A 12,441-nucleotide genomic window follows, 5' to 3' on the forward strand; every position below is an offset into this window, starting at 1 on the left:
CGTCCAATTCGTTATACAGGCTCACCTGCGCATTACAAAAGTCACATTGGAGGTGCCCAAATAAGCCTTATCCACAGCCGTGCACGACACCCCAAGTTTTTGTGCCAAGGCCATAATATCGCGGCCCGACAAATACGACAACTCGTTTTCGGTTCGGTTAAAGCGAAACAAGCGTGTCGACTGAAACTCCGTCCATCGGGTCATCAGCGTGCGCCGCTTCATATCTGTATCTGCATCACGCACCACCACCAGGCCGCCATCAGGAATCGCATTCAGGGCCTCCTCAATCAAGTCCAATTGCCGTTCCTTCGGAAGGTAGTGCAACACGTCGTTGAAAACATAGGCTTTGGCTGAAGGGAGCGGAGCTTTCGAGACATCAACTGCCCTATACTGAAGGCCCTCATCTCTTAATCCCAAATTTTGAGCAACTGCAATCTTTTCTTCATCGTAATCCAAACCCAGCACTTCTCTTTCCTTCGAGCGCAGGCGCAAAAGCTGACAAAGGAAACCATAACCACACCCCACATCCACAATCTTTCCCTCTTTTGGCAGCAACTGGTCGTAATAGGCGTAATCCTTTTCGAGCCCGATTTTAATTCGGGCATACCACTCTAAAACAGGCCCTTTGTATAAATACTGATTCAACAATAAGTTTCTAAAATAGGACGGACTGGCCCAGGCTTGCTCCAGCTCAGCCAAGGTGTCGCGATACTGTGCGCAAACCTTGCGAGACTGCTTTTTGTAGGTAACACCGGCAGAGGTTAGCTCGGGTTCGGGCCGTATCCGATCCAGCACCTGCAGTGTGATGGTACCCGGACGGAGCAGGAACTCTGTTTTGGGCAAACAATCGTAAGCCCCGTGCAATACCAAAGGCTGAATTTCTAGTCCCAGCTCATCGGCTACCCGAAAAGCACCTTGGTGAAAGCGTTGAATCCGGCCATCGGGGCTACGATGCCCCTCTGGAAAAATCAACACCGAATAGCCCTCTCGGACCTTTTGCTGAAGGCGGCCAAAACCCGCCTCCAGGCCCCGATAGGCGGGAAAATAATCGGCAAAACGAATCAAAGCGCCGTAAAACACATTATTGTAAACCCATTCATTGGTGAAAACAATGATCTTAGGATGCAACATTAAAAGCAAAACCAAGTCGAGGTGCGACTGGTGGTTGCTGATGAGCACCGACGGTTTTGAAAAATCCAGCTTTTCAAAACCCAGGTAGCGCTTTTTGATGGGAAAAACCAAGGTTACAATAGCCCTTGAGAACCGACTGATCAGCCAGGCCATAATGTACTTTTTACGACTCCGACTTAGGGGAAGCAACACAAGAAAAGGCAGCAGAGAGGTCATGATCAGGGCGCCCAATAAAAACACCACAAAAACCAAAAGAGAAAAGAGCAGATGCCGCAACACCACCGGCTGCTTTCGCTTTATTCCTTTTTTGGCAATCAGCCAGTTAAATAGAAAAGGCGTTAACACAAAGGTAATCACCAGGGCCGAACCAATTCCGATGATCGACACCAAGGCTATAGACCGAATGGCCGGGTGCTGGGCAAAGACCAACACGCCAAAACCACCCAAAGTGGTGAGTGCCGACATTAATACCGACAATTTGAATCGAACAAGAGGGACGGCGCCATACTTGTAATCATCGGCCAGTCCACTGACCAAAAATATGCTGTAGTCCAGGCCCAATCCAAAAATAAAACTGGAAATGATCACATTGAAAATATTGAAAGACAAACCCAGAAGTCCCATCCACCCCAAGGTCCATAACCAACTCAACAAAATTGGAATAAAAGTGACCAGCGCCAATTCAATGCGGCCGAAATAAAACAACAAAACCAAAAAAACCACGCCCATGGAGAGCAGGGACAGCTTGTTAAAATCTTCTTTTAGTATGTCGAGCAGCCTATTGATGAACAACTGCTGATCGTAAATTACCAGATCAGGTTCTGCTGCCAACCGCTCGAGCAACGCATGCTTTTCCCCTTCCGCCGCTTTTAATACGGTAGCCACATAATAGGTTTCGCCCGAGCGGGTTATGTAGTTACCGGTTAACTCGCCAAAGGCTTCCTGAAGAACTTCGGGTCGCTGCGTTTGGATGTCCCGTGCCACCAGGTCGGTAAAAGCAGTAAAGGCTTCGGACTTAATCTTATAGTGCCGGGCAGCCTCAGCCAAAGATGTTGTCAACTGCTGCTGTCGCAACGGGGTCCAAAAAGACCGCCATTGCGCCAATTTTTGAAGTTGAGTGGCCGTATCGGGAACCAGGCCCGCTACCGACACCAATGCCGTAGCGCTGCCTTCGGTTTGTAAAGCCTCAAAAAAAGCGGCCCGCTTACCTGCATGCTCCAGTGCTTCATTCAGGCTTTGACCATCAGAAAAAGCAAACACATTGCTGTTGGCCTGAGCACTGATGCGTTTTAAGGCCTGTTCGGCACGCCCCACCTCATCCGATTGATAATTAAGGGCAGCAATATCGCCATTGAAACGGAGCCGGGGGACAAAAACCGCCAGAAAAACACTGAAAATCAAGACTCCGAAAACCAAGTAAGGCCGAGTATGAAAAGGATAGGCGGCAACCCAACTGAAAAAGGAAGTCTTGGGCGTTTTTTGCTTTGGCTTAAGAAAGCGTGCCAGCTGCGGAAGAACAATTAAAGCGGCTGCTGCCGAGAACAAAATACCAAAGGTGGCGAAAAGACTCAACTGCTCCAGAGCCTCTGCCTTAAGAACAGAGATACAAAGCAAGGCCGAAGCCGTCGTTATACTGCTGATAACCACTGGAGCTGCGACCTTTCCCAAGGTCTCCTTAATCGACCCGGCCTCCTTAAAATGGGTAAAAACATGCAAGGCGTAATCGACCGAGATGCCCAACAAAATGGCCCCGACGCCCAACGAAATCACAGAAACCTCACCACGCAGCAGCGATAAGAAAAGTAAGCCTCCTACAGCCCCAATAACAACGGGCACAAATAAAAAGAGTAAAACCCGCAGCTGACGAAAATAAAACCAAAACAGTAAGGTTAAAAAGACCAGGGAAATGCCTACTGTAACAACAATATCGGTCTTCACTTGCCGGGCATTTTCCACAGCCACCACCGTACCTCCATAAACCTGAACCCCCACCGGCTCAAATTGCCCATCGACCAGCTCACCCAAGTCCAGGAGCCCCTGTACCAAAGTCGCATTTTCGCGCGTATTGGAGGCGGGATAAGCCGGATCTATAAAGAGCAGCAGATTTCGGTGATCACGGGTAAAGATGTGCCCGTTGTAGATTTCAAAATTCTCATCCACATTAAAAGCAGAAAGTTGCTTTACCTGTTGAGCCACTATCCCCAGAGGATCCTTAAAGAAGAAACGTCCGGTAGCAAAACCAGCCGGTGAAATCAGGCTTCGATAACCGGCCTCTACCCGGGCCATAATACTGGAGTCGTTCAACAAGCCCTCCAGATACACATAATCTTTGTCGGACAAATAAAAAGGCAAATGCGCCTGTACTACATCAAATACCGCCAGGGCTTGTTGCTGGTCCGCCGCAAACTCCACCCCCTCAATCAGCCCTTGAAAGTGCGACAGGGAATCAGAAAAGGCCCGTCCGGCTTCGAGCAACTTTAAAGGATCTGTCTTGGCCGAATCGCACAGCGAAAAAGTTACCACAATCCGATCGGCCAACTCCGAACTGTTAAAAACATCGCTGATGGCATTAATCCGCTCATCGCGAGGAATAATGGAACTGGCATCTTCTTTAAACCCCACCCGAAGCAGCAAAACGAGCGAAAACACCACCAGCAAAAACAGTCCCCCCACAAAAAAACGCAGACGTCCGGAAAGAAAGGTATATAAGCGAACAAACAAGGCTCCCATTTACTTAGACTTTCTTAAAATGAGCAACAAATAGGAAAAAAAAGCGGCTGCAGTTCCGGCCAGCACGGAAAACCCAACGGCACCAACTAAGTACTGCAGCAGGTTATCACCAATGGCAGCCAGAGACAAATCAAAATTAACTTGCCAGGAACCAGCACCGAGCATATAACTGCCCGTTACATAACTCAAATACAAAATAAGGGGAATCATGGGGGGAATACTGATGTTGGCAGCTACAAAGAAAAGCCCCTTGTGCAAAGAAAACCAATGTGCCAAAACAAAACCAACCAGCAACTGATAGCCCCAAATGGGGAAGATGCCCATAAAAACACCAAAGCCTACAGACAGGGCTGTTTTTTTGGGGGACAGCTGAGACAGCGATTGTCGCAGCTCCCGCCAAAGATCCCGCAAATTCTTTTTCCGGTAAACATTAAATACCCGACGCGGATGATGGTAAAAGAAGGCCATCAGCACCAATACGGTATTCAAAACACTGATTCTGAAAAAATCCTTAAAAGGCCTGAAGTGAGAAACACGCTCCTCTGCCACCGGATAGAAGACATCAATTGGGGCGGCCAATAACTCCACCCCCTTCCAGGCACTGCGCACCATTACTTCTATTTCAAACTCATAGCGACTGGTAAAAAAAGAAGTTTTGTGCAAGGCCTCCAGTGGGTAAAGACGGTAGCCCGACTGCGTATCGGGCAGGTCAAGACCGGTTTCTACCTTAAACCAAAAATTGGAGAATTTATTGGCAAAAGAGCTCTGCTTGTTCATATTCTCCTGGTTGAGGTTGCGCGCACCCACAATGAGGGCGTTGGGATGTTGCTCCAACATCTCCAGAAACACCGCCAGATCCTTGGCATAATGCTGGCCATCTGAATCAATGCTGATGGCGTAGCGGTAGCCCTTTTGCCAGGCAAAGCGAAAACCGCTCTTCAAGGCATGCCCCTTACCCCGATTTTTGGGATAACTGAGCACCTGCACCCCGGGGAATTGCGCCAAAACCGACAGGGTAGCATCGGTACTGCCGTCGTTAACCACTACAATGTCGTTGCAATAGCGGCCCACATCCTGCAAAACAGCCCCCAAAAACTGAGCGTTGTTGTAGGTAGGAATCAATACACAACATTGGTGTTGCACAAACAAGTTGGCCAGAGACCTAGTTGATTCGGTAACTTCCATTGAGCTTCAGCACTTTTCGTTGTTCAACCAATATTTCGGCATTTACTGCAAGGACTTCACCTTCCTGTTTTCCAAACTTTATCTTAACCACCAGCACCTTATCCTCCTCTGGATTGTGCATGGATAAAAATTTGACATCGCGCGCATGCTCCAGTTCCACCGGTCGCTGCAATACTTCGGACAATAAGTCGGCTACCAGAAGCATCTGGCAAACCCCGGGCGTAACAGGTGCCTGCGGAAAATGTCCCCTATATAAGGGGTGTGTGGCGTTAAAGACCACCTTCGCCTCTAAGTGCGTCTCCCCCACTGCGGTGAGTTCGTACGAATACAAATTCTTCGTCGTCATAATCCCTTATATTTAACCAAGTTCATTTCAACACGCAAAGGCAGGCCCCTGTGCCCGAAATGAATGTTTTGGACCTGTTGTGCCTCATTCCGCTCCAGCTTCATTCGTACGTGCGGAAACAAACCGCGTCGCCACACCGCCTCCTTCACCTCAAAACCCTGTTGAAAGCGATAAACGAAAGTGCCCCCATGGTGCCTGAACTTTAATTTTTCACCCAACACCCATTGCTGCGAATCGAGGCCGGGGACCTGAGAAAAATCCTGCAACAAGAGCCTGAAATCATTAAAAAGAACTTTTAACAAGCGTGGATCCTGAAGAAAATCCTTCCCGGAAACGACTGTAAACTCATCATCCCGGTAACGGACATCGAGCAGGGTTAAACCAAACTCCGACATAAATACAGTATGAATAGACCCGTCGGAAGGCAAGCGCTTAATCAGTATCAAGCCCGAAAAGCGATGCGCTTTAAAGCCTATGCGCGCCTGATACAAATAGGAATCGTAAGCCGCGCCCAAAACACCGGACGGACCGGCACTGAGGCTGTCGGGGGGACCGGCATGCAAGCTGAGCCAACAGGCACTAGCGAACATCAAAAACAGCATCCTCAATCGGCTCATTCATTTTTCGGTTTACAAATGAAATCTGGGTAAAATCCGTTTCGCTTTCCCTAATAATGACCTTTAGGGCCAAGAGGCTTTCCTTATCCAAATACACCTCGCTTTGCTGAATAAACTGTTTCAATTGCGCATCTCGGGGCTGCATCACCAGCAAATAATCCCGGGCGCCTTCATAAACCTGGAGATCAAAACGCTGATCACCCATAACACTGCCTTTAGCTATGCTGATGATCAAATCGTTTAAAAGCTTAAAGGCAGGATTGGATTTCACGTCGAACACCTTGACCTCTCCCTGATCCTTGATGAAGAACCGGCCGTCTTTGATCACAATAAGGTAATGAAAAGGACTGTCGTAAGCCCAACGCAGACTATTGTCGTCGCGGTACCAAAAAGCCCCCTTGCTCTCAACCACTTCATCGAGATAGGCCAACTTTTTTTCCTGAACAAAAGAACTGCTGATGGATCGAACCGTGGCGGCACTTCCACGAAATTCCTGCTCCAGAGCAGAGGCATCCTCCACCAGCGTATAGCCGGCTGGCTGAGCCGCCACCCGGCCTATTGCCAGAGAAAAGACGAAAACAAGACAGAGCAAACACTTCATATTGGCTGTTTTTTAGCACCCTCAGCCCAAAAGGCATCAAGGGTTAATGACTGTAAATTATGTTGTGCCAACCAGGGCAATAAAAGCTTAAGCACCGGCACCACTGGCACTGAGGTGTCGTGCAACAAAACCACATCGCCTCCTTTGAGGCGACGGGTAATCCGTTTAAAAACGACCTCAGGAGCTTCTCCTCGGGTGTCGAATGAACGTACCGACCATCCTGCAACATCCATACCACTGCCTTTTAAGGCCTTAGCCAAAAGAGGATTGGTCACTCCAAAAGGAGGTCTGAAAAAACGACAGGTCCGACCACTTACCCTTTCGATCTCGGTCTGGGTCTGCATGATTTCTTTCCTCATCTGTGCTGGTCGCAACAAGGGAAACCACGAACGGTGCGCCCAAGTGTGATTCCCCAATTGGTGCCCCTCTGCCAACAAGCGCAAAAGCAACTTGTACTGGCCTTCCATGCGACTGCCCACCACAAAAAAAGTAGCCTTTGCGCCATAGTCTTTCAGAAGGTCCAGCACCTCCTCACTTTGTGCACAGGGACCATCGTCAAAGGTCAGGGCCACAGCACCTGTTTGCCTGGAGTTGCTGCAATGAGCCTTTACGTAAATGCCCGAACAAATATCGGCCGAAGCCCACAGGGTAAAAGTCACAAAGGCCAAGCCCAGTACCCAACTGAGCACCGGCTGCAGAACTGCGGACCAGGGCCAAAAAACCAGGAACAAACCCACAGCCAGGAAGCCAAGAAGCCACCACAACCCTTTATGACTTATGCAACAGAACAAACGATGTGCCCTCCTTTTGTGTATGATTAAGTACTAATGCGTAATGCAGCTGCTTGTCGGCCACCGACGACAGCCCATCACCGGCCGGCACCCCCTGTGATTTCAACGCCCGCTCTGCGAAAAACAATCCCTGCGCAGCGGCGGTTTGTGCCTCCCCGGTCCATTGCTTGTAGCGCAAGACCAAGGCCTGCGGCAACATGGCTTCCACTTCTTTATAAACGCCCTGAGCAGGGGCACTTCCCCTTTCCCCGGAGACCAATACATCAATAGCCCCGGGTGCCACTTGCTGCTCTTCTAAAAAATCTTGCAGGTTCTGCGCCAATGCAGCGGCCTCCTCCTGGTCAAAAACCAATCTCATCCCGGCCAGCTCCACCGCTGCGTCTTGCGCCTGCGTATCCAGCAGAAAAAAGGTGGCCCCCTCTCCATAAAAGAAGCGGTCTGACAAGCAGCCTTCCTGCTGCATCAGGGCCCTGGTTTCGTCGTTGAACTCATCCACCCCGCCCACCAGCACCTGACGGACTTCCTGCTCCTTCATCAACATCCACGCGTCGAGCAAGGCCGTCTCAAAGGACAAGGCCTTTTGGGTAAAAGTCATGTTGTACCCCTTGCAGGACAACAACAAGGCAATTTGTCCCGCTATGGTATTGTGGGTCGATTGTATAAAAGGGGTCGGATTCAATAAACTCTCCTCATTTTCCACCAACTGACTCAAAAAACGGGTGGTATCTTCCAGACAGCCCCAGCCTGTACCCACCACTATGGCGTCCGGTCGATCCACCCCGCCACGCTGCAAGCAGGAAGCAGCGGAGGCTACCCCGGCACGCAACACCATACTCAGGCGCCGCAGCGAAGGTCCCTTAATGTACTGTTTGTAATCCGGATGGAGCATGGGGCGAACAGCATCTCCTTCATCGCGGAGTGTGCCCTCCCAAAAGCCCTTTTGATTAAAGGTCTCGCGACAGCTGATGGCTTCCGATGATTGAATGAATATCTGCATAGCTTATTTGGAGAAGATGAGGGTGGAACAATTGCCGCCAAATCCGAAGGAATTAGACAAAACGTGCTGTATGCCAGGGGAGGCTTTCAGCTCGGTAAGCGGCTGCAAGTCCAAATCTGGTATGGGCGTCTTAAAATTGAGTCCGGGAAACAAGAGGCCCTGCTCCAGCGCCAAAACAGAGCATACCGCCTCAATGCCTGCAGCTGCACCAAGGGTGTGTCCGGTATAAGCTTTGGTGGAAGCAAAGGGCGGGACTTGCGCCCCAAAAACCCGCTTCAAGGCCTTGCCTTCGGACAAGTCGTTGTTGGCTGTGCCTGTGCCGTGGGCATTGATGTAGTCGATGTCGCCGGCCTGCAAACCTGCTTTACGCAAGGCCGCTTCCATAGCGGCTGTGGCCCCATCACCCTCGGGCGAGGAGGCGGTCTGATGAAAAGCGTCGTTGCTGTTGGCAAAGCCGCTCAGGCGCCCATAAACTTTGGCCTTGCGTTCTGCCGCCGACTCGGCCGATTCCAGCACCAGAAAACCGGCCCCTTCACCAAGATTGAGTCCTTTGCGATGCTCGTCAAAGGGTCGACACCATTCCTGATCGAGTATCATCAAGGCATTAAAACCATTGAGGGTAAAAACGGAAAGAGCATCCACTCCACCGGCTACCACCTTATCGGCCAGCCCGTTTTGTATTAAACGAAAGCCATGCATCAGCGCATTGGCGGCCGAGGAGCAGGCTGTAGACAAAGTGGTGCGGTAACCCAGCAATTGCAGATAGGCGGCGACCAAATTGGTGGCGTCGCCACTGGGATGCGTGTGAATAAAGGAGGCATCCTGATCACGCCGGGCAAAACCGCGCTCGGTTTTATCCATTCCGCCCACCGTGGTTGCCGACACCAATGCCAGGCGACCTCGATCACCGTCCCACAGATCCAGACCGGCATCCCTGCAGGCTTCTCCTGCGGCTGCCAGCGCCAACAGACTGGTGCGACTGTGTTTAGAGGCCTCCTCAGGGTCCACCTCCAGCATTTTCATCAAATCCGCATTGCTCAGTTTCACCTCTCCCAGCATAAAGTCGCTTTTACGACGACTGGCCAGGTGTTCCGCTGGTCCTATACCCGATCGCCCGGCTTTGAGGGCGGCCAGGTTTTCGGCAACCGAGTTCCCGATGGCCGAGATAATCCCGAGTCCGCTTACCACAATCTGCTGCGCCATAAACCTTTTTCTGCTAATGGGTGTTTGCCTCGATAAAATCTGCCAAGGCAGCAATGGATTGCATCGCATCCTTGCCCTTGGCCGGATCGGCGATCTTAATACCGTATTCTTTTTCCAACAAAACAATGATTTCCAATGCATCAATGGAATCCAGTCCCAGTCCATCCCCAAAAAGGGGTGCAGCGCTGTCGATGTCGTCGGGTTCCACATCCTCCAGGTTCAGTTGCTCAATCAACTGCACTTTCAATTTTTCCTGTAGTTCTTTATTCATAGCATAATTATTAACGGTTATAAAACTTCTCGCTCCAACAAATTCAAACTGGCCAAATATTCGCCATCTGGCGCAAAATCGATCCAGCCACACAAACAACAATCTACCGTGCCTCCCTGCAACAACAAATCGGCATACGAGCGCAGGAAGGGCTCATTGTAATCTTCCTGAATCCACATCAATTCTTCCCCCTGAATTTTGTGTCGAATGCACAATTCGCCGGTTACAATATTGGGAAGGGTGTACACAAAAAGAGCGGGACTGGGAATTTCGGCCATACTTTCCTGATAAAGGCTGTCGGCCTGAAGAGAAGCCGAACGGCAAGCCAGCACAATGGCGGTGCGACCAGGGTCTGCGGGCAGCTTATGGTCTTGAAGCAAGACTTCGGCCGTTAAAAATCCCAACTTACACATATCCGACATCTTGTAAAACTTGGGATAGGCCATTGCTCTGTCGCGATACAGCGCCCGGGCAAAACCGGCAAAACCGTCCTCGCCTTCATAACGGAATACCACGTTCCCGTCGACCGATACAGTTTCCTTGGCCGTATGCACTTTCCTTAATGTTTTCACAAGCTCTCCTTTTTAAATAACACCGCGGCATTGCTGCCTCCGAAACCCGAAGCCAGCTTTAAAACCGTTTGCAAGGGCCGCTCAAAATTGACCGCAGCCACATTGATCGCCTCCGACACCCCGTGTTGCTCATAACCAAGTGTCCCCACCACCACATTGCGCTTCAAGGCCTCCAGAGAAACCATACTTTCAATTAAGCCAGCAGCACCCAGGGTGTGGCCGAAAAAACTTTTAAGGCTGTTGACCGGTACATGAGCCAATCCGGCCCGTGAGATGGCCACCGCCTCCATATTGTCGTTGTAAGGGGTAGCTGTTCCATGGGCCGAAATAAAATCGACTGTCTCTAACCCTACCGTATTGCGAATGGCCGCCAACAAGCCTTCGCCTGTTCGGGAGGGACCAGAAATGTGGTTGGCATCGTTGTGCATGGCACCACCCAACAAACAGATCCCTTCCTTTTGCCCTTTGGGCTTATCCACACTCAAAACCATTGCGGCTGCAGCCTCTCCCAAATTAAGCCCGTCGCGTCGGGCATCAAAGGGCCTGCATCGTTCGGGACTCAGCGACTTGAAGGACTGAAAGCCGGAAACGATGAAGCGCGAAAGCACATCGGCCCCCACCACAACAGCATGCCGGTAGGCACCGCTGAGCAGCATCCGCTGTGCGGCCACCATGGCAGCAACACCCGAAATACAGGCGTTAGAAATAATTAACGGGGCATTTGCGGCATTAAAATGATTGGCCACCAGACGGGCCGAATGCCAAAGATTCAGTTCAAGAGAAGCAGGGTCGCTTGCGTCCAGCAAATCAATATTCCCCTTGGTGCTGGAAAAAATAAGCAGGGTCGCCGGATCGCTCAGACGAACGGCACTGTTTTGCAGCGCCTGCTGCAAAGCCACCAGGAGCATCTTTTCAAAACGACTACCCACAAAGGCCGGAGCCACCTTTTCTGTCGCCTCCTCCAACCTGTTGGCATCGACCTTTGAAAGCATTACGGGTTCTGCTGAGTAAGGGCCCTCCACATCACAGGCCAGGCCCGATTGGCCTTGCCAAACCCGGGTAAAGACTTCCTCTACCGAAAACCCCAGTGCTGAGACAATGCTTCCGCTTTCCACATAAACTGCCATGTTTTCCTTTTCTATTTTAAACCAATCCCTTGCTTTCCTTCCATTGCTGGAAAAAAGCCGGAATGTTTAATTCCATATTGCCGTCCAGGTCAAGAAAAACCTGAACCGTGCGCGCCTTGAGCACCACTTCCTGGTCCGACTTTCTATAAATCCGATAATCAAAAATGAGCTTAGCGGCCTCGCTATTCACAAAGCGGGTCTCAATTTCCACCTCCTCTCCATACTTAACCGGCCGAAGATAACTCAACTCCATTTTAACAATGGGCGTTGTATATCCCATGGCGTAAATCTCGTTGTATCCTACCCCATGCTCCAGGCCAAAAGCCTCCCTGCCATCCTCCAGGTACTTCACGTAATTGCCGTGCCATACAATGGCCATAGCATCCACCTCGCTAAAGCGAACCCTTATTGTCGTTCTGTTTACCAGGGGGCTATTCTCCATTTTAAACTTCCTCCAGAAATATTTTCATTTCACACTCGGCGAGCGTCTGGCCATTTTGAACGATCTCCCCCCGAATGATGTCCACATTAAACACCTTGTCGACCACTGCCACATGGGTTTCAATGCGTGAACCTACCAAGGGCAGGGTCCCGACCTTAAAGTTTTTAACCGCGCCAATAAATCCACGCCTTACAGGCTCCTGTCTGCTCATGGCCTCATGACCACTTAATGCCGCTGCACTTTGTGCAATATTCTCCAACAGACCATAGGCCGTAAAACGGTCCCCGTGTACCAAGAGGTTATCGGCCCCGATAAGGGTGGAGGTGACAATGCCTTTTCCTGCTACTTCCACCACCTCGCCAACCATCACAAAAGGATCGGCTTGTGGAATCAGGGTCTTTATATCTGGGGCTTGCGCTTTCATGCTA

Annotated in this window: 13 protein-coding genes; all 13 read right to left on the reverse strand. The window is 50.5% G+C overall.

Annotation, left to right across the window (positions count from 1 at the left end):
- Positions 1-21: 21 nt before the first annotated feature.
- Genes B4W65_RS01020 through B4W65_RS01080 form a run of 13 tightly spaced genes read right to left on the reverse strand, consistent with a single transcriptional unit; the run spans position 22 to position 12,437 of the window.
- Positions 22-3,861 carry a trifunctional MMPL family transporter/lysophospholipid acyltransferase/class I SAM-dependent methyltransferase gene (locus B4W65_RS01020; RefSeq protein ID WP_088653245.1) on the reverse strand — a complete coding sequence of 1,280 codons (3,840 nt, stop codon included), beginning with the start codon at positions 3,859-3,861 and terminating at the stop codon, positions 22-24.
- Positions 3,862-5,046, reverse strand: a complete 1,185-nt coding sequence (locus B4W65_RS01025) for a DUF2062 domain-containing protein (RefSeq protein WP_088653246.1) — start codon at positions 5,044-5,046, stop codon at positions 3,862-3,864.
- Complete coding sequence (locus B4W65_RS01030; protein WP_088653247.1) at positions 5,024-5,392, reverse strand: hotdog family protein; 369 nt, start codon at positions 5,390-5,392, stop codon at positions 5,024-5,026. The genes B4W65_RS01025 and B4W65_RS01030 overlap by 23 nt, the downstream gene beginning before the upstream one ends.
- Positions 5,389-6,009 carry a hypothetical protein gene (locus B4W65_RS01035; protein WP_146697678.1) on the reverse strand — a complete coding sequence of 207 codons (621 nt, stop codon included), beginning with the start codon at positions 6,007-6,009 and terminating at the stop codon, positions 5,389-5,391. The genes B4W65_RS01030 and B4W65_RS01035 overlap by 4 nt, the downstream gene beginning before the upstream one ends.
- Positions 5,972-6,610 (reverse strand): LolA family protein, encoded by a 639-nt coding sequence (locus B4W65_RS01040; RefSeq protein WP_088653249.1) that lies wholly within the window; start codon positions 6,608-6,610, stop codon positions 5,972-5,974. Before B4W65_RS01040 ends, B4W65_RS01035 begins: the two co-directional genes overlap by 38 nt.
- Positions 6,607-7,374 carry a polysaccharide deacetylase family protein gene (locus B4W65_RS01045; protein WP_158522747.1) on the reverse strand — a complete coding sequence of 256 codons (768 nt, stop codon included), beginning with the start codon at positions 7,372-7,374 and terminating at the stop codon, positions 6,607-6,609. The genes B4W65_RS01040 and B4W65_RS01045 overlap by 4 nt, the downstream gene beginning before the upstream one ends.
- A 4-nt stretch (positions 7,375-7,378) precedes the next feature.
- Positions 7,379-8,398 carry a beta-ketoacyl synthase chain length factor gene (locus tag B4W65_RS01050; protein ID WP_088653251.1) on the reverse strand — a complete coding sequence of 340 codons (1,020 nt, stop codon included), beginning with the start codon at positions 8,396-8,398 and terminating at the stop codon, positions 7,379-7,381.
- Between the two features lie 3 nt (positions 8,399-8,401).
- Positions 8,402-9,601, reverse strand: coding sequence for a beta-ketoacyl-[acyl-carrier-protein] synthase family protein (locus tag B4W65_RS01055; protein ID WP_088653252.1), 1,200 nt, complete (start codon positions 9,599-9,601; stop codon positions 8,402-8,404).
- Positions 9,602-9,614: 13 nt separating this feature from the next.
- A complete protein-coding gene (locus tag B4W65_RS01060; protein ID WP_088653253.1) occupies positions 9,615-9,872 on the reverse strand; it encodes a phosphopantetheine-binding protein in 258 nt (85 codons plus the stop codon).
- A gap of 17 nt (positions 9,873-9,889) precedes the next feature.
- Positions 9,890-10,444: a 3-oxoacyl-ACP synthase gene (locus B4W65_RS01065; RefSeq protein ID WP_146697679.1), complete on the reverse strand. Its 555-nt coding sequence runs from the start codon at positions 10,442-10,444 to the stop codon at positions 9,890-9,892.
- Complete coding sequence (locus tag B4W65_RS01070) at positions 10,441-11,571, reverse strand: beta-ketoacyl-[acyl-carrier-protein] synthase family protein (RefSeq protein WP_088653255.1); 1,131 nt, start codon at positions 11,569-11,571, stop codon at positions 10,441-10,443. Before B4W65_RS01070 ends, B4W65_RS01065 begins: the two co-directional genes overlap by 4 nt.
- 16 nt (positions 11,572-11,587) lie before the next feature.
- Positions 11,588-12,013: an acyl-CoA thioesterase gene (locus B4W65_RS01075; RefSeq protein WP_088653256.1), complete on the reverse strand. Its 426-nt coding sequence runs from the start codon at positions 12,011-12,013 to the stop codon at positions 11,588-11,590.
- 1 nt (position 12,014) lies between these two features.
- Entirely contained in the window at positions 12,015-12,437 is a 423-nt protein-coding gene (locus tag B4W65_RS01080) for a 3-hydroxyacyl-ACP dehydratase (protein ID WP_088653257.1), read from the reverse strand.
- Between the last annotated feature and the right edge of the window lie 4 nt (positions 12,438-12,441).

The sequence above is a fragment of the Geofilum rhodophaeum genome (genome assembly GCF_002210225.1).
Classification (GTDB): Bacteria; Bacteroidota; Bacteroidia; order Bacteroidales; family Marinilabiliaceae; genus Geofilum; species Geofilum rhodophaeum.

Bases quoted from the DNA above. Each gene is read 5' to 3' on its own strand.
- B4W65_RS01020 (WP_088653245.1), bottom strand. From the start codon at position 3,861: ATGGGAGCCTTGTTTGTTCGCTTATATACCTTTCTTTCCGGACGTCTG.
- B4W65_RS01025 (WP_088653246.1), bottom strand. From the start codon at position 5,046: ATGGAAGTTACCGAATCAACTAGGTCTCTGGCCAACTTGTTTGTGCAA.
- B4W65_RS01030 (WP_088653247.1), bottom strand. From the start codon at position 5,392: ATGACGACGAAGAATTTGTATTCGTACGAACTCACCGCAGTGGGGGAG.
- B4W65_RS01035 (WP_146697678.1), bottom strand. From the start codon at position 6,009: ATGAGCCGATTGAGGATGCTGTTTTTGATGTTCGCTAGTGCCTGTTGG.
- B4W65_RS01040 (WP_088653249.1), bottom strand. From the start codon at position 6,610: ATGAAGTGTTTGCTCTGTCTTGTTTTCGTCTTTTCTCTGGCAATAGGC.
- B4W65_RS01050 (WP_088653251.1), bottom strand. From the start codon at position 8,398: ATGCAGATATTCATTCAATCATCGGAAGCCATCAGCTGTCGCGAGACC.
- B4W65_RS01055 (WP_088653252.1), bottom strand. From the start codon at position 9,601: ATGGCGCAGCAGATTGTGGTAAGCGGACTCGGGATTATCTCGGCCATC.
- B4W65_RS01060 (WP_088653253.1), bottom strand. From the start codon at position 9,872: ATGAATAAAGAACTACAGGAAAAATTGAAAGTGCAGTTGATTGAGCAA.
- B4W65_RS01070 (WP_088653255.1), bottom strand. From the start codon at position 11,571: ATGGCAGTTTATGTGGAAAGCGGAAGCATTGTCTCAGCACTGGGGTTT.
- B4W65_RS01075 (WP_088653256.1), bottom strand. From the start codon at position 12,013: ATGGAGAATAGCCCCCTGGTAAACAGAACGACAATAAGGGTTCGCTTT.
- B4W65_RS01080 (WP_088653257.1), bottom strand. From the start codon at position 12,437: ATGAAAGCGCAAGCCCCAGATATAAAGACCCTGATTCCACAAGCCGAT.